Annotated in this window: 12 protein-coding genes, 1 pseudogene and 1 riboswitch; of the genes and pseudogenes, 7 read left to right on the top strand and 6 right to left on the bottom strand. The window is 34.3% G+C overall.

Going from position 1 to position 18,342, the window contains the following annotated elements:
- Positions 1-24: 24 nt before the first annotated feature.
- The gene (locus CZ490_RS19355; protein WP_077620384.1) at positions 25-1,047 is read right to left on the bottom strand and encodes an NAD(P)/FAD-dependent oxidoreductase; all 1,023 of its coding nucleotides are present in this window, start codon (positions 1,045-1,047) and stop codon (positions 25-27) included.
- Between the two features lie 463 nt (positions 1,048-1,510).
- On the opposite strand from CZ490_RS19355, the gene CZ490_RS19350 reads away from it, so the two are divergent.
- The 6 genes from CZ490_RS19350 (at position 1,511) to CZ490_RS19325 (ending at position 7,988) form a co-directional block, all read left to right on the top strand.
- A complete protein-coding gene (locus CZ490_RS19350; RefSeq protein ID WP_234987261.1) occupies positions 1,511-1,642 on the top strand; it encodes an anti-repressor SinI family protein in 132 nt (43 codons plus the stop codon).
- A gap of 1,120 nt (positions 1,643-2,762) precedes the next feature.
- Positions 2,763-3,362, top strand: coding sequence for a CBO0543 family protein (locus CZ490_RS19345; protein ID WP_234987260.1), 600 nt, complete (start codon positions 2,763-2,765; stop codon positions 3,360-3,362).
- Between the two features lie 23 nt (positions 3,363-3,385).
- Entirely contained in the window at positions 3,386-4,069 is a 684-nt protein-coding gene (locus tag CZ490_RS19340; protein ID WP_077620381.1) for a DUF421 domain-containing protein, read from the top strand.
- 202 nt (positions 4,070-4,271) lie between these two features.
- Positions 4,272-5,753 carry a spore germination protein gene (locus CZ490_RS19335; protein WP_077620380.1) on the top strand — a complete coding sequence of 494 codons (1,482 nt, stop codon included), beginning with the start codon at positions 4,272-4,274 and terminating at the stop codon, positions 5,751-5,753.
- Between the two features lie 8 nt (positions 5,754-5,761).
- Positions 5,762-6,856, top strand: a complete 1,095-nt coding sequence (locus CZ490_RS19330; RefSeq protein ID WP_077620379.1) for a GerAB/ArcD/ProY family transporter — start codon at positions 5,762-5,764, stop codon at positions 6,854-6,856.
- A 4-nt stretch (positions 6,857-6,860) separates the two neighbouring features.
- Positions 6,861-7,988 carry a Ger(x)C family spore germination protein gene (locus CZ490_RS19325; protein WP_077620378.1) on the top strand — a complete coding sequence of 376 codons (1,128 nt, stop codon included), beginning with the start codon at positions 6,861-6,863 and terminating at the stop codon, positions 7,986-7,988.
- A 312-nt stretch (positions 7,989-8,300) separates the two neighbouring features.
- Here the strand turns inward: CZ490_RS19325 and thiC are convergent, their stop codons facing one another.
- From thiC to CZ490_RS19300, 5 genes are all read right to left on the bottom strand, one after another.
- Positions 8,301-10,085, bottom strand: a complete 1,785-nt coding sequence (gene thiC, locus CZ490_RS19320; RefSeq protein WP_077620377.1) for a phosphomethylpyrimidine synthase ThiC — start codon at positions 10,083-10,085, stop codon at positions 8,301-8,303.
- A gap of 139 nt (positions 10,086-10,224) precedes the next feature.
- A riboswitch (TPP riboswitch) is annotated at positions 10,225-10,339 on the bottom strand.
- A 206-nt stretch (positions 10,340-10,545) separates the two neighbouring features.
- Entirely contained in the window at positions 10,546-11,643 is a 1,098-nt protein-coding gene (locus tag CZ490_RS19315; protein WP_077620376.1) for a GerAB/ArcD/ProY family transporter, read from the bottom strand.
- Positions 11,640-12,815 carry a Ger(x)C family spore germination protein gene (locus CZ490_RS19310; protein WP_077620375.1) on the bottom strand — a complete coding sequence of 392 codons (1,176 nt, stop codon included), beginning with the start codon at positions 12,813-12,815 and terminating at the stop codon, positions 11,640-11,642. Before CZ490_RS19310 ends, CZ490_RS19315 begins: the two co-directional genes overlap by 4 nt.
- Before the next feature lie 4 nt (positions 12,816-12,819).
- Positions 12,820-14,373, bottom strand: a complete 1,554-nt coding sequence (locus tag CZ490_RS19305; RefSeq protein ID WP_077620374.1) for a spore germination protein — start codon at positions 14,371-14,373, stop codon at positions 12,820-12,822.
- Positions 14,374-14,536: 163 nt separating this feature from the next.
- Positions 14,537-17,635, bottom strand: a complete 3,099-nt coding sequence (locus CZ490_RS19300) for an EAL domain-containing protein (protein WP_077620373.1) — start codon at positions 17,633-17,635, stop codon at positions 14,537-14,539.
- Between the two features lie 437 nt (positions 17,636-18,072).
- Between CZ490_RS19300 and CZ490_RS23120 the strand changes: the two are divergent.
- Positions 18,073-18,262: pseudogene (locus tag CZ490_RS23120) on the top strand (tyrosine-type recombinase/integrase); the annotation flags it as partial.
- Positions 18,263-18,342 lie beyond the last annotated feature (80 nt).

Raw genomic sequence — 18,342 nt, 5'->3', positions numbered from 1 at the left:
GACTACTCGTTTAAACCTTGTAAACTACTTTTTTAAAAGCTCTTTGTTTTTCTCTTCAAATTTATCATTATGAGAAGATACCATTGCATATTTTTCTGCCCCCGGATTGATATACATGCATGCATTATTAACCGCAAGCACTGCATCTTGGAAGGTACCAACCAATAAATTTACTTTGTCGTCGTAAGATACTATATCGCCTGCACCAAAAATTCCTGGAACAGAAGTCTTACATTGGCCATGACTCACAAGATAATAATCGTCTTTACGCTGTGGTTGAATATTATCATCAAAAGATAATGATATTTCTCGGTTATAACCATGACAAATTAGTACATCATCGACCTGTATTTGGTGCGTCACTCCATTTTGGGAAATGGCAACATAATCTATCGCCTTTTTATCTTCATTTGATACTAAGGATTGAATTTCCGCATTAAGCATAAATTTCACACCATGCTCTTTTAACTTCTTCACCTGAGACTCGTGAGCAGTTATTTGCTCCTTGCGATAAATCACAACGACTTCTTTTGCCACTGATAAAAGTTCTACGGCCCAGTCAAAGGCTCCATTTCCCCCACCTGATACAAGAACCTTTTTATTACGAAAGCTTTCTAGACCTAAAATCGTATAATGTAAGTTCGTCATTTCATATTTTTCTGCGCCTTCCAATTCAAGCTTAATTGGATTTAAGATTCCTCCACCTACAGCAACAATTATTGTTTTGGAATAATGGACTTCTCCTTGACTCGTTGTTATAACAAAAATATCATCCTGTTTCTTTACTTGCTCCACTTTAGTATTTAGACAAATCGTTGGAGAAAAAGTGTTCGCCTGCATTATTAAGTTTTGAACGAATTGTTGTGCTTGCATTGGAGGAAGTCCACCTACATCCCACAAAACCTTTTCGGGATAAATGTTCACCTTACCTCCTAGGACAGGTTGCACCTCGATTATCTTCGTTTTCAAATCTCGTAAACCACTATAAAAAGCACTATATAAGCCCGCAGGACCTCCACCAACGATCGTTACATCAAATAACTCCATATGAACCTCCTTAAGTACCAAGTGTTTTTTGTAATGGCTAGGAAAAACTTTTCTCTACTGCAGATTAGTCAATCGTGCACAATTTTTGTAGGAAAATTTGAATAACATTTATTCGTATCCACCTTCTGAATAACAAATTTTTCCTAATTATGTAGTAAGGATTAGATGCTGTTTACAATTTAAGTAGTTTAATGCACTTCTAGTTAAATGAAAATCATTATCAATTAACAGTATAATTGAAAATGATTATCACTGTCAATTATAAGTTTGAGATTTCTAACTAATGAGATGAACTCAGTCTAGGAGAGCTAAGAAACGATAATGGAATGTAGTAAACCATTTTTTACTAACAAAATGAAAAAGTATTAACATTCCTCAATATTGTATTCAAGCACAATCGTTTATTCTTTATATGAGAACCGTAACCAATTTGCATTATAATAAATTTAATGGAGGTAAGAGATTGGAAGGATTAGATCAAGACTGGGTTAAATTAATTTCCGAAGCAAAGGAGTTAGGTCTAAGCATTCAGGATGTTGAAGAATTTCTACTTAATCACATTAAACAAACTGCTAAAGAGATATCATTTAAATAACTTACATATTCTATATGTAGGGGCCATGAAAGGCCTTTTTTTCTGTAAACCCTTTTCTTAACGCAAAAAAGTGCCTTTCATTTTTTAGAAAAGGCACAAATTTTAAGTTGCTTAACGTTTATCAAATCTAGCTGTACGTAGTTAAACAAATATGAAATTATAATAATCCGATCTATTTGTCGAAAAGGGCAAAAGCTTCATAAATATTTTATGGATTCCAAGATTAATACGTACAATAGAATATAGAAAAAAGGCTTCTCAAAAGTTAAAATAACTAATGAGAAGCCTCGATTAAAACCTCAATGTTAGCAAAATGTTAGCATTCCACTCTCATCTTACTATAAAACCCATTCATATCAAGGGTTTAGGAGAGACATAATGTCTAGCTCAAGCGGCTAGCCCCTCTCTGGTCTAGCCACCCCGCCCTTGTGGCAAAGAGCGCCACATGGTCGGTCCGTCTTATGCTTGTCGGGGCTGAGCAAGCCACTTCCGCTTTTCGTTATTACATCATGCCGCCCACAATATGATAAGTTGTAACATCTTTCATGTTGTGTTCCAAAAGTGCAGTAAATCAACGTTTTGGAATTTTCTAACTGTAACATCTTTAACGAGATGTTACAGTTTTTACTTAATTGCGTTAGCAAATGTTAGCATAAACTTTTTTATTTTTTTACTTAACATTTAGATAATGCAGTTTACCTCAAGTAGTAGGCATTGGTATTTCACCAATGCCTATTATTGCCTCTTAAATCACCACGGTGAACCGTATCATTAATAAACACCATTACACTATGTAATATTCTCGCCTAAAGTCAAGTCTAATACTAAACCGTTCCGTTTTGAGGTGCATATCACATAAATGGCAATGAAAATAGCGTGTAAACTGACATTAAAAGAAAACCTTTATGCACTTAATTACACAAGAACCATTATACAGTTCTTGGCTAAACAAAGAAGTTTCTGTATAAAATCGCTTGTAAAAGTCATTTTTGTAACTATCCCTAAAATCAACTATATACTGTAAATCTTCCAATTAGTAAATCGGAAGGTTATTTGTTATGCACTTTTTTAGTATATGATTCCTTGTATTCCAAACGTATACTCGCTACATAGTTTGTGCATGTTAAGAGAAAAACTAGGGGTGATTTCAATTAATAATATATCTGAAAATCTTAAGGAAATACGCTTATTAGAAGATAAGCTTTATCATTTAGAATTAAATGGTTGGCTAAAAAATGAGTTTTTAACTTGGGAATGGTGGATTTTAGTCGTTTTTTTAATTGTGCCTTGGGTTATATGGGCTAAACTTGTTAAACGAGAGATTATTTTAGAAATTTTGTTATTTGGCACCATTATTATCTTGACTACAACCTTATTAGATGTAGTTGGTGCACAATATAGTTTTTGGGATTACCCCATTGCATTCCTTCCTTTTATTCCTCGGGCCTTTCCTTTTGATTTTTCAATGGTACCTGTAGCTTACATGTTGTTATATCAATATTTTAGAACATGGAAATCTTTTATTTTAGCCCAGATTATTATGGCACTAACATATGCCTTTATAGGTGAACCCTTTTGCGAGTCAGTCAAACTTGTAAATTATTTAGAATGGAGATACAAGTATTCATTCATCTATTACATCATTGTTGGAATTGTAACTCGAGCTTTAATACTAAAACTAGCCTCATTATCTAAACCTCAAGATCTTACAACTAAGTAAAATATAAATTGGAGGAAAAAACTTTGGAAGAAGTTAAAATTGGTATACTGACAATCAAAGTCATCGTTGGTTTTGCCACTTTATTTTTTGTCATTACCATAACAGGTAGAACATCCATCTATCAGTTAACCCCGTTTCACTTAGTTTTTGTGTTAGTACTTGGAGATTTTTTAGGAAGTACCATTTATGAAGATAAGGTAGGGATTTTCCATTTTTTATATGCTATCGGGCTGTGGACACTTCTTATGTTGGGAATAGAGTTTATGACTCTAAAAAGTAAATCGACACGTTCTCTCTTATTAGGGAATCCTAACATCATCATTCGAGATGGTGTTATGGACAGAAAGTTACTTACAAAGAACAAATTGGATGTAAATCAAGTATTGAGTATACTCCGTCAAAATAATGTCTTTTCAGTCCGCGAAGTCAAATACGGTATATTGGAAGCTAATGGGCAATTAAGTTTATTATTAAAATCCCAGTATCAAAAACCAGACAAGCAAGATCTCAATCTCCCAGAAAGTCCTGTAGACCTTCCAACATCGTTAATTATAGATGGAGAAATTTTATGGGATAATTTACATGAACTCGGATTTGATCAACATTGGTTAGATAACGAATTAACTACCAATGGATATGATAATGTAAAGCGTATACTCTACGCAGATTGGCGAGAGAGTGAAGGCATTCATGTAAGTCCTAAATAAAATTTGTTAGGTTAGGAGCATATCAATTTTCTTGGTGAATATAAATTTTAGTCTTCAACAATTGGGCACGATTGTTAAACAGAAAAGTAAAGGGGTAATTATAATAGAGCTGCTGTAGAGTAATACTTCCTTCTATCCATATTCTGTATAAATTAATTGTTTATACAGACACTATTAAAAACGGTTGAAGGATATGTTCAGAATGAAAGAGCATCATAATAATGATAACTTCCCAGATTATGAAAAAATTAAATTGATTCTTAATGAATCTCCCGACTTAAAGTGTAGAAAGATTGAAGCTGGACAAGAGGAAATTCATATTATTTTCATGAAGAATTTAATTAAGCCAGAGTTTCTAAATGAATATGTCATTAGATACATGGAAGAACTTTCTGTAGAATTCTTACATTACACCTATTTAAGGAAAAACATACCTATAGAGGAAATAAAGGTAAATACAGAGGAACAAGAGGTAATCTCTTCCCTATTAAATGGATTTGCTTATATTTATTTCTTAGACGAAAAAAAGGGATTCATGGTGAACTGCGCAAATCCCATTGAACGCTCGATAGAGAAAGCTGAAACAGAATCGTTAGTATATGGCCCTAAAATTTCGTTTACTGAATCATTAACTTCTAACGTTAAGATCATAAGACAAAATCTTAAAGATAAGAATTTGTGCACGGATGAAATAAAAATTGGGGAACGCGTTCAAAAGCAAGTAAGAATTGTATATATAAAAGATATTGCGAACGATGACACCCTTCAGACACTTAAGGACAGGATTAATCAATTAAAAACGGAAAATATAATTGACAGTTCCGTATTAGCTCAATGCCTAGAAGATAATCATTACTCTTTACTTCCACAATTTATTTTAACAGAGCTTCCCGATCGGTTCATCTATTCGATTTTAAACGGCAGAATTGGAGTTTTTTTAGATGGTAGCCCAGTAGCCATTATTGGACCTGCTAATTTTTTCTCATTTTTCGAATCAACAGAAGATAACTATTTGAGATGGTCTTTAAGTACATTTATTCGTTTTATCCGATTATTTGCTATGGTAGGTTCTCTATTTTTAACAGCCATATATGTGGCTGCCATGACTTATCATTTTGAACTTATACCATCTAAATTGTTATTTATCATTGGACAATCACGTTCACAAGTTCCTTTTCCACCCTTATTAGAAGCACTCTTACTAGAATTTTTAATTGAGTTACTTAGAGAAGCTGGGGCCCGCCTTCCTTCAAAAGTAGGACAAACAATGGGAATTGTAGGAGGAATTGTTATTGGTCAAGCAACGGTTGAGGCAGGGTTAACGAGCAATATTTTAATTATCATTGTTGCATTTAGTGCATTAGGAGCATTTTCGGCACCTATTTATGAAATGGGCACTGCTGTCAGAATTGCTAGATTTCCATTCATTATTTTAGCAGGTGTTTGGGGGTTAAACGGAATCATTGTCGGTATATGTATTCTAATGGTTCACTTGTTAAAATTAACTTCTTTAAATAAACCTTATCTTGCCCCTCTATATCCGCTAAGAATGAAAGATTTAAAATATTTTTTACTACGTCTCCCCCACCATTTTTATAGAAGACGACCGTTAGTAAATCGAACAAAAGACTCCATTCGCCTAAAGGAGCGATTAAAAAATTCACCGGATTTAGATGAATTTTGAGGTGCAAAATGAAATCAAATATACGTTTTGTTAACGCCTTTATGGCATTTTTTATCATACACACTTCGCAAATTGGTATGGGGATTCTTGGCGTTCCAAGAATTATATATCTAGAATCAAAAAAAGATGCTTGGATCTCCATTTTACTTTCTGGTTTAATCGTTAGCTTAATTACATGGATCATACTATCTATCCTAAATAAAAATGAAGGTGGTACTCTATTCGAAATTCATGATCATATATTTGGACGCTTGATTGGTAGTATTTTAAACTTCGTAATTGTCATTTACTATATTGCCGTCCATTATTCGATTACCATTAGTTATGTCGAGTTGTCACTAACATGGGGATATGAAGGAGTCTATGAATGGGTCGGGGTATTGGCTTTATTAATGATAACCATTTATGCTGTATCAGGCGGATTCAGAGTAGTGACCGGTGTTTGCTTCTTATCCTTTTTAGTGACTATATGGCTGCTATTTGTTGTGTACCAACCTCTTCAAACCATAAACGTAACAAGGATTTTACCTATAATGACGACAACTCCTTCAGAAATGATGAAGGGAGTTTTCAAGAGCAGTTATACAATGTTAGGTTTCGAGACGTTGCTATTTATTTTTCCATTTATAAAGGAGAAAAATAAACTTCAGCTTTTTAGTCAAATAGCAGTCTGGTTTACGACCATTCTTGTTTTACTAACAACTGTAGTTTCTATTTTATTTTTTAGCGCTAAAGAATTAGAGATGAATGTATGGCCTGTTGTCAGCATGATTAGCACTGTCCATTTTCCATTTATTGAACGTTTTGAATTTGTTGCGGTTCCATTATGGATTTTAGTTATTTTTCCAAATCTTTGTATCACACTATATATTTCTTCCAAGGGTATTAAACAGATTTTTCACATAAAACAAAAATATGGAATATGGCTCATCTCCATTATCCTTTTTATCTGCAGTTTTTTCATTACGAAAAGAGTAGATAATAATTATTTTTTTGATCAAATTGGCAAAACTGGATTTTTTCTCTGGTTTATCTATCCAATTTTCTTGTATGTAATCATCATTATTAGATCAAAAATCAATACTCGTTCCAGACGGAGTTGAAAGAATGAAAAAAATGGTTATTCTGCTGTGTTCTCTTCTTTGTACTGCATGCATGGCCCCTGAAAAAATAATAGAAATGCAAGGAATTTCAACAATTATTGGGTATGACTTGCTTGATGACAATACATACAAAGGTACTATCAGTTTGTTACAATTTGACCGAAAAGAAGAAAAGACTAGTGTAACCCTTTCAGCTGAAGGAACGACTAGCAAACAAATCAGACAAAAACTAGAGGAACAGACAAGCCATGACATTACGTCTGGTCAATTAAGGACCATACTGTTTAATAAAAATATGGCAGAAACAGGAATTTCTTCTTTTCTGGATACAATGCAACGAGATAGCATTATCAGTTCTTTAATCTTTTTGGCCATTACTGATAATGCTGAGGAGACGATTAACAATACAAACTATGAAGAATATCCCGAAATGGGATCCTATATCTATCAACTATTGAATAAACACGAAAGGAAAGAAATGTTAGTCAACTCCAACTTACATGATTTTATAACCACTCTATATGAAATTGGTATCGATCCTACCCTACCCATCATAAAAAATTCAAATGGGGTAGCACCTTCTATAGATGGTGTTGCATTATTCAAAGAAGATAAAATTGTTGGGTCTATTTCGTTGATAAACACCCTTTACCTAAAATTATTCACAAATAATAAGGCATTTTTAGGTGATATAACTGTAGAGATTCCGGCTGATGAACTAGAGAAAAGGGATATAGCAAAACTCAACCTTCCTAAAAGTGATCTATATAAAATTACACTTCATCCAATAAAGTACAAAGGTAACATTGAAATAAAGAGTGAAGAATTGGTTCATTTGAATGCAACGATTTCCGTTTCAACATTAGAATTTCAACCATCTACTTCTATGAAAAATAAAGATTCACTAAACAAAATGGAACAACTAATTGGTGAAGCCCTAAACAAAGAATTTGGAAATATACTTGAGGAGTTCAAAAATTTAAATACGGATCCCATTGGCATCGGAAGAAAAATAAGAAGTGTAAGAAAATATTCCCATTTAACTGAGAAAGATTTAAGACAAAAATACTCAGCACTAAAGATAAAACCAAATATAAAGGTGGAAATTAAGCGAACTGGATCAGTTAATTAACATGTTTTTAGGAACAAGATCGCTAACGCGACTTAACCACGACCCAAGTGTTGCATAATAGAGTGTAGTATTCTAATAATTCTCATTATCGTTTTATGAATAAATTCTCATAAATCGGTGTTCCAAGAACAAGAACTCTATTAGATGGATAATATTGGACAGGATTTCCATGGTAAAATAGAAGCTCAGTTCATATTAGAACTGAGCTTTTTCCTCTAATAGGTCATCGTGAGGTGTACATGTGAGTTTTTAATTGATTGATCTCCTCTACAATTATTTGGAACTTCAACGTAAACATCCTAACAACAAGAGTTATTGATATAACTTACCACCAGATTCCTTAAACTCTTCAGCTTTTTCCTTCATTCCTTTTTCTATTGCTTCTAATGTATCAAGCTTGTTTTCTTTCGCGTAATTACGAATATCTTGAGAAATCCTCATGCTACAAAATTTTGGTCCACACATTGAGCAGAAATGTGCTGTTTTTGCACCTTCTGCAGGTAACGTTTCATCATGATATTCTATAGCGCGTTCAGGATCCAATGATAAATTAAACTGATCTCTCCATCTGAATTCAAAACGGGCTTTTGATAAGGCATCATCTCTTTTGTGTGCGCCTGGATGCCCTTTCGCTAAATCAGCAGCATGTGCAGCTATTTTATAAGTTATTACACCTTCACGTACATCATCTCGGTTTGGTAAACCTAAATGTTCTTTTGGTGTAACATAACATAGCATAGCCGTACCAAACCAACCAATCATGGCTGCGCCTATTGCAGATGTAATATGATCATAGCCAGGAGCTATATCAGTTGTAAGTGGCCCTAAAGTATAGAAAGGCGCTTCCTTACAAACCTCAAGTTGTTTGTCCATGTTTTCTTTAATAAGGTGCATAGGCACGTGACCTGGACCTTCAACCATTACTTGTACATCATGCTCCCAAGCAATTTTTGTTAGTTTTCCAAGTGTTTCTAATTCCGCAAATTGTGCTTCATCATTGGCATCAGCAATTGAACCAGGACGTAGACCATCTCCTAAAGAGAATGCAACATCATAAGTTTTCATGATCTCACAGATTTCATCAAAATGAGTATATAAAAAGTTTTCTTTGTGGTGGTGAAGACACCATTGTGCCATAATAGATCCACCCCGGGATACAATACCTGTTAAACGTTTGGCTGTTAACGGAACATATCGCAAAAGAACACCAGCATGAATGGTGAAGTAATCCACGCCTTGCTCGGCTTGCTCAATCAAAGTATCACGGTAAACCTCCCAAGTAAGGTCTTCGGCAACACCATTAACTTTTTCAAGCGCTTGGTAGATAGGAACGGTTCCTACAGGAACAGCTGAATTGCGAATAATCCATTCCCTTGTTGTATGAATGTTTTTCCCTGTTGATAAGTCCATAATATTATCAGCACCCCATCGTGTAGCCCATGTCATTTTTTCGACCTCTTCTTCGATGGAGGATGAAACAGCAGAATTCCCAATATTTGCGTTGATTTTAACATGGAAATTACGTCCTATAATCATAGGCTCTGCCTCTGGATGATTGATATTAGAAGGGATTATTGCTCGACCTCTTGCAACTTCTTCACGCACAAATTCAGGTTTCATATTTTCCCTTAATGCGATAAATTCCATCTCAGGAGTGATGATGCCCTTCCTTGCATAATGGAGCTGAGTGACATTTCTACCTTTTTTGGCACGTAATGGTTTACGCTTTAAACCTGGGAACACATTATGATTAGCACGTGGGTCATTCTCATCCTTATATCCATTGTCTGCAGCCTTAACTTCTCGTCCTTCATATTCCTCAACATCTCCTCGTTCATGAATCCATGTGCTTCGAAGAGGAGGCAGACCTTTTGTAATATCAGCTGAATAATTAGCATCGGTATAAGGTCCGCTAGTATCATAGACACGAACTGGTGGATTTTCTTCTTCACCAAAGGCGCCCGTTGTAGGACTTAGTTCAATTTCACGCATTGGTACCTTGATATCAGGTCTTGAGCCTTCAACATAAACTTTTTTACTACCTGAAAAACTAGACATGATGGAAATGTTTTTTTCGTTTAAAGAAGTTGTTGACATAGAGTAAATCTCTCCCTTTTTTAAAATTAAAGGACGAGCTCTAGACAATAAAAGAGGAATTAAAGAAATGAATTAAATAAAAAAGCCGAATCCAAAAAGGATGGACCGGCTTTGTATGTAGAAGTTTATTCAATACATGAATTATTTTTTCTAACTTCCCCACGCTAGTATTATCTAGATCAGGTCCAAAGGGTCAAGAAACTTCAACGTGTTTCCCTCTCAGCCCAACTTATTGGACTCCCCTAGTTATTTCTATTCAATTTGGTTTTAGTATACATGAGATTTAAGTAAAATAAAAGTAGCAATAAATAAAAATTAAAAAAACTATTTGGTTTAGTGACGTACAGCAATAGGTTTTATTCAAAATATATAAACAAAAATATCATTCTAATTATCAACTAGCGTAAAATAGATCCCACCTGTTTAGCAGATGGGGCCTATTTTACACTTGCTTGTATTATTACTCATCAATTTGTTTTGAATTTTTACGAATAACTCCAATTCCCCAGAGGAGCAAGGGAATACCTATCATATTCATGGGGAGAACAAATGGAAGCCAATATTTTTCAAGATAAGAAACAGACGCAACGTTATTATTTGGATAAATCAAAGAAAGTACTATTGATGCTATTGCTACAAACCAAATAACCTTTCGCCAATCCTTTATATTTAGCCATTGAGCGATCCCATAACTAGATACGAATAGATAAATGGACAATTTTATAAATATACTGAAGATCCATATAACAGTCACAACTATTTCGAGATTTTGTAGGAAATGCATAAGCGATATGTATCTCGCCATTTCAAAAAATGGATACCATAGTCTTGAAGACAAATTTGGGCCAAATACCATTAGAATTTCTAGTGTTGAAATAGTCACTAAAATAGCTACAACTCCTACACCCCTCACAGCCCAAGTTACTCCTTCTTTCGGTTCTTCTGTAAAAGAGAGTAGCATCATTATTAAAACCGACTCACCATAAAACGATAATGGCGTTAAACTTCCTTGTAAAATGGATTTTAATCCTGAATCAGTATAAACAGGTAGAATTTTCTCCCATTCTATATTATTAAAATTAAGGAATAAAGTAATAATCACCATTACAAATATAAACGGGCCCATAATTTCACTACATCGCCCAATGCCTTCAATCCCCCCTATGTAATTCACATAAATTACTAAAAGTAATAAAAGTACAATTAAAATAAACAATGGGGTTCTTGTAAATAAAGTCATTTGGATTATTTCTGATGATTGACGAAAAATAACTCCGATTACAGAAAGCCAATGGATAAAATATGGAATCACTATAATTCTCCCTAACCATTTCCCTAATATCCTTTGACTGTACTGAATAAATGTTTGGTTAGGATAGAGAAGACTTAGTTTTCCTGCAGCATAGGTGATTCCTATCCCAGCCAACCCAGCAAATACAAATGAAATCCAAGCGTCCTGCTTAGCTTCCTCAATAGCAGGTGATTGTGTCAGTAACAAAACCATTCCAATTTCTAAAGATGCAATCATCCAAAATATTTGGTACTTGGAAATTTTCATTTCTGGATTTCACTTTCTTTCAAATGTAATGAAGAACCAGTTACCCCAGTTCGATCGATATTTATATCCACATTAACTGTAATATTTGCATCTGAGAATATATTACTCCAGTCCTTCTTCCATAATTTCCATTTTCGAGGGTATTTCTTATGAACGAATTGTCCAAAACCAAAAATATCTGTTTTATATTCTTTTTGAACTTTTGTAATGGTACTTAACATATGTTCTTGCAAATTCTTATTATATGAACGTTCTATTATTTGGAGATTCTTCGGCTGCTTTAGGTCTAATGCTGTATTATTTTCACGAACAACCCCTGTTCCGGAAAGCGTTATATGAAACTCCAGTTGATCATTTTGTATAATGGGTTGGACTTTACTATTAAATTTCATACCCAGAATACCTACATTTCCTTTTTCTTCTACTAAATTTGTGGTGAATTTATGAGTATTTAACTTGTTAATAATCCACAATCTATCAACTGACTCACGATAGGATAAAAATCCAACCAACTCAAGGTCCTGGTTGAAAATGGCTCTTCCACCAAGACGGAACGTCTCCGTATCCTTTTCACCCTCCTTAGAACTAATAATTTCAAGAATCGGTAATGTCGGACTGATTCCCTCTGAACTCGCACTTTCCAAAAAATCCTTAAACGTAGTGCTTTCTGGTCCTGATGTGCTTTGGAACATTTTCTTTGCAGCAGTTGAAGGCATATCTTCCATTTTGTACTCTACCTCCATAAACTCCAATGCATCCCCGTTTTTTAAAACAAAAAAATTCGTTCGAATGGGAAGTTCAGGTTCTCGACTGTATAAATCAAGGATGTTCGATATTCCATTTTTGGCTAAGCGTTCCCCAATTATAATGACCTTCTGATGACTTAGAAAAACTTTCCTTGAAAGTTTTGTTTGCAAATTCTGAGTTACATCCAAAAGACTTTTTCCCGTCGCTGTTTCAACCATGTATCCTTTGCCTTGACCACTACTTTTCTCACCAACTTCCCCAGGAACAACAATCTGAGCACTGCCAATATAATCTCCATCTTCATTTTGGTCGAAACCCCACCCCAAAACTATCGCTTGATCGTTTATTTCTCTTTCATCCCAGCATCCGGTAGTTAAAATCATACAAACGAGTATATGAAAACAAATACTTAATCTTTTGATCATCTCATCATTCGTTCCTTCCTCTGGGAATACGGGTTTTATCTTGACCAGCTACCCTTATAGGTCGGCGATGCATACTCCATCTAGGTGCTCGTACCAAAACATCTTTTAGATATTTTGGATTTTGCGGGGCAATCGGACTTAAATAGGGAACCCCAAAGGATTTAAGATGAACTAGATGAATAAGGATGGCAATCATTCCTAGAATGACTCCATAGAGACCAAACAGTCCTGCTAGGATAAGTATAGGAAAGCGAAGGAGCCTGTATGCAGTTCCGAAATTATAGCGCGGTACCGCGAATGATGCTATTCCTGTAGCTGCTACCACAATAACCATGGGAGCAGATATAATACCAGCTTGTACAGCAGCTTCCCCTATAACGAGTGCTCCTACAATACTAACAGCTGAACCAATTGACTTAGGAAGCCGTATACCAGCTTCACGTAAGGCTTCAAACATCAGCTCCATCATAAAAGCTTCAATCAGCACTGGAAATGGGACATCCTCTCGTGCAGATGCTATACTTATTAACAAATTTGTTGGAATTAACTGTGAGTGAAAAGTTATTACTGCAACGTATATAGAGGGAAGCAGTAATGAAATATTGAATAAAATGTAGCGAATCCAACGAATAAAGGTTACATAAATAAACCGTTCATAGTAGTCTTCAGCGGCCTGTAATCCCGACCAAAAGGTCATGGGGACAATCAGAACAAAGGGAGTATTGTCCACCAATATGGATACTTTTCCTTCCAATAAACTGCCGCAAACGATATCAGGGCGTTCGGTGTTTTGTACTTGCGGAAATGGAGAAAAAGGAAAATCTTCTACAAACTCTTCAATATAACCAGTCTCGATAACTCCATCAATTTCAATTGACTCGAGTCTCTTTCGTACTTCGTCAATGACAGAATCACTTGCAATTTTTTCAATATATACAACTGCTACATCAGTTTTTGAAAGTTTACCAATTGTAAATGACTCTATCTTCAATCTAGGGCTCCTAATTCGTCTTCGGATTAAGCTTGTATTCACACGTAATGTTTCTGTAAACCCGTCTCTTGGACCACGTATGACGGTTTCGGATGAAGGCTCTTCAATTGACCGTTTTTCAAAACCTTTTAAATCTGCAAGTAAGGCAATTTTTTCTCCATCGACTAGAACGGCGACATTTGCGGTTAATACCCCATTAATTAATTCATTTACATTCTTGGTTGATTTTATTTGAGCAACCTGGCGAAGCCGATTTTCAAAAAATTCTTCAAATATAAATACTTCACATTCTTTGTCAGATGACCTAACAGGATTTAACATCATCTCATCGAGAGGTTTTGTGTCACATAAACCATCAATATAAACAAAAAGTAATTTTGTTTTATCGTTTATAGGAACAACACGAAACACAACATCAGAACATTGATGAAAAACATCTCGCAAAAAACCTTCATTAGCTGAAAGGTCTGAACTTATTAGTTTATCTGGTTCTTCATTAGAAAGAGAATCCATCTTTTCTGAATACTTATCTTCTTTTCTTTTTCTTAAGTTTTGAAGGAATTTCATAACCAGTCATCTCCTCTTGTGGTATAGTTTTCCAGAAAAGAGATGAATTATACTGGTTTGATTTTATTCAACTAAAAACGTAATAGTTGAGAAAACGAATCAACCGTTTGATGGTAAACTGCAAATAATCCCCACCTTTTGTAAGATGGGGATTAGCTTATTCCTAAAGAAAAGTTTTTATTGGTAACCTAACTTCAACCGTAGTACCTTCATTTTCTTTACTTTTTACTTTTATTGACCCGTTATGTTCCCGAACAATTCTAAAACATATCATTAAACCTAAACCTGTACCCTTTTCTTTATTACTATAGAACGGCTCACCTAATTTCTGAACTCGTTCCTTACTTATCCCAATTCCATTATCGATTATTCTTATAAGGACATTTTTTCCTTCTATACTGACTTGGAGTTTTACAAACCCATGTTTAGGAATTGCTTCAATGCTATTTTTGATTATATTAATGAAAACTTGTTTTATTTGGTTTGAATCACACATAATCTGAGGAAGATTTTGTTGATACTCTTGGAAAATTTCTACGTTTTTCAAATTTGCTTCTGGTTTTAATAATGTCTCAACTTCTTTAAGTATAGTTTTAATATTAACCTTGTTTAATTGAATTTCTTTTGGTTTGGCAAGATTAATAAATTCTTCAAGAATTTTCTCAATTTGTTTAAACTCTTTGGAAATTACTTCGAAAAATTCTTTCTTCATAATTCCTTCCTCTAAAAGCTGAATGAATCCTTTTATTGAAGTTATAGGGTTTCTAATTTCATGTGCAACTCCTGCAGCAAGTTGACCAACAACTGATAATTTTTCTGATTTTGAGAGCATTTCTTCCATTTCCCTTTTTTCCGTAATGTCTCTCCCTACTACTATAAAATGTTCAGGATCGCCATTTTCTCCAAGTACTGGGGTACCTAGTCCTTCAAATAATAACGACTTCCCATCAACGTTCAGAAAACGAGCTTCCATCCTTAATGGATTCATAGTATTTAGTACTTTTTCAAATCCCATCTTTACGCTTTGCCTGTCATCAGGATGTATTAAATCAAACGACCTTTTACCTATATATGATTTTAATGGGTCACCCATTACTTTTCCAAGGGAAGGTGATGCGTATTGTATTGTTCCGTTTATATCCAATAACATGATGATGTCTGTCATGTTTTCAGAAATCAGCCGATACTTAGCCTCACTTTCTTGTAGAGCTTTCTCCGCTTTTTTACGTTCCGTTATATCTATACATGAACCTATGACTTGTACTACCTCTCCAGCTTTTTTAATAGGACGTAAAGTTGTTAGATAGTTAATTCCATTTAGTTCGTCTTCATAAGTAACAAATTCCTCTCCTTCCCATGCCATCTTATAGTAGGCAGTTTTATCAAGGGCATTTCTATAAGGAAGAAAATCAGCTAATTCTTTTCCTATCACTTGAGAAGGAATCATTCCAAGACGGTATAATAATTCCCCGTCACATTGTGTATGAATAAATCGTTCATTCATTTTCTTATACTTAAATATCATCCCTTGCTGCAAACGAATCGTATCGTGTAACTCTCTTTGGGCCGATTCCAATAATTCCTTCAATAAAAGTTGTTGGTTTATATCTTTAGGGATTCCATGTTCTTCAACTATTTTTTCGATTTCAAACCGTTTTTCTTGTAATTGAGACGCTGTTAAGGGCTTACTTAAAAAATATCCTTGTCCTTCATCACATAAATGTTGTTGTAGAAAAACCAGTTGTTCTTTTGTTTCTATTCCTTCTGCCACTACATTCAAATTCAAATTATGAGCCATTGAGATAATGGTTTTAACTATGGTTTCATCATTTGGGTTGTTTCGAAGTTCTTTAACGAAAGACTGGTCGATTTTCAAGGTATCTACAGGGAAGTTTTTTAAGTAACTTAATGAACTGAAACCTGTACCAAAATCATCGATACTTATATGGACTCCAACCTTTTTAAGCTGTTGTAACATTAAAATTGTACGGTCAATATCAATTGTCATACTTTCAGTAATCTCAATTTCTAAAAAGTGTGGTTCTAATCCTGTTTCTTGAAGAATGGATTCAATGATGTCAATAATAGTAGTCTGATTAAATTGAATAGATGATAAATTGACGGAAACAACTGTTGAAAAACCTTGTTGTTGCCAAGTTTTATTTTGTTCACAGGCAGCATTCAGAACCCATTCTCCAATAGGTAAAATTAATCCTGTCTCTTCAGCAATAGGTATAAATGTTTCTGGCGATACCATTCCCCATTCTGGATGCTCCCAACGAAGTAATGCCTCTACCCCCACAATTTTCCCTGTATTCAAATTGATTTTAGGTTGATAGTGAAGTACTAACTGATTATTTTCTATTGCCTTGTTGAGCTCTAGCTCTAACTTTAAAGCGTCTACTCTTCCTTCATTCTCATCACAGGCGTAGAACTTATACTTATTTCTTCCCTCTTTTTTTGCCTGATACATTGCATCTTCTGAATGCTTTATCAATAATTCTTCACTTTGCCCATCCTTAGGAAACTGGCTAACCCCAACATTGATTGATATTCTTATGTCAAACCCATTTACACAAAATGGACTTGAACATGATTCAATTATTCGTTCAATCACAGATGATATTTCGTCATCAACAAGGTTTTCCAACGTTAGTAAAAATTCATCTCCAGAGTACCGAGCTATGAAACCAAATTGATTTATCTTTTTTTCAATTTGTCTTGAGATTTGTTTTAATACCAAATCACCTACTCCATGACCATATGTATCATTTATATTTTTAAAATTATTAATATCAATAAATAAAACAGCAAATGAGCCATCAATAGATTGTGATTGTAACTTGCATTTTAAGTATTTATTAAAGTAAAAACGGTTCGGTATTTCTGTGATAACATCGTAATTAGCTAGAAAATTAATATGTTGAAACTCTTTCTTTTTTTCAGTAATATCTCTAAAAAGTACAGACAGGCCTTCCTTAGAAGGAAATGCCCTTATTTCATACCATCTATTATTAAAAAACTCTTCAAATTCTACAGGTTCTTGCTCGGACAATGCCCTTTCATATCGTGATACAATATTTAGTAAGTCACTGTGTTTTAATACATCATGGATATAATGCCCAATTGCATTTTCTCGTTTAATTTGCAAAAGATTTTCTGTAACATTATTTATATATTCAAATTTTAATTCATTATTTAAAGAATAAAATCCATCGGACACTCGCTCCAAAATTTCCTTAGTATTAGTTATATCACTCATGGTGATCTCCTTTCGCTAGGACCTAAAAAAGGAACTAAATTGCTCACCAATATATTATACAGTTACTTCAATTGCAACAACAAATTTAATATAATACAGCGATATACTTAAAACAACTTGAGCTTTCATCCATTATTAATCCCTTTTCGAAGAGTGTACCTAGCAACATGGTATTTTTTGCTCTATAACCCTGAATAAAGACATCGCCGATAATACCATAAGAACCTTTTGCGCCTTCACTCTGTATAGAATTATGAAATAACCTTACTCTAGAGCACTTGGTGCCAGGGAGGTTATTTCTTTTTAGATGCAACATATTTGGGGTAACTAAATGGAGCTTAATTCCTAGTTTTTCCTCTGGATAAAAGATTATCTGAATAAATTCAAATCCTATTATTTAATCTGGAACGTCTATAATATCAATGTCAGATTTTCCTGAGTTAAAACCGCATTCCTTAAGGCATATTCATACTTCATGCCGATGCTGGTGTTTCATTAGAACAGATCATGGACAGACTAGGACATTCCGATGATCAAATCACAAAAAATGTCTATCTCCATGTAACCCAAGAAATGAAAAAAGAAGCTTCCCACAAGTTTGATAAACTTATGAGAAGCCTCCGTTAAAAACTTCATGTTAACAATATGTTAACATTCCACTCTCATCTTACTATAAAACCCATTCATATCAAGGGTTTAGGAGAGAC

The organism is Litchfieldia sinesaloumensis, assembly GCF_900156865.1.
Taxonomy (GTDB): domain Bacteria; phylum Bacillota; class Bacilli; order Bacillales; family Bacillaceae_L; genus Ferdinandcohnia; species Ferdinandcohnia sinesaloumensis.
Note: the sequence above shows the minus strand (reverse complement) of the source record. Positions and strands in the feature narration are given on the sequence as shown.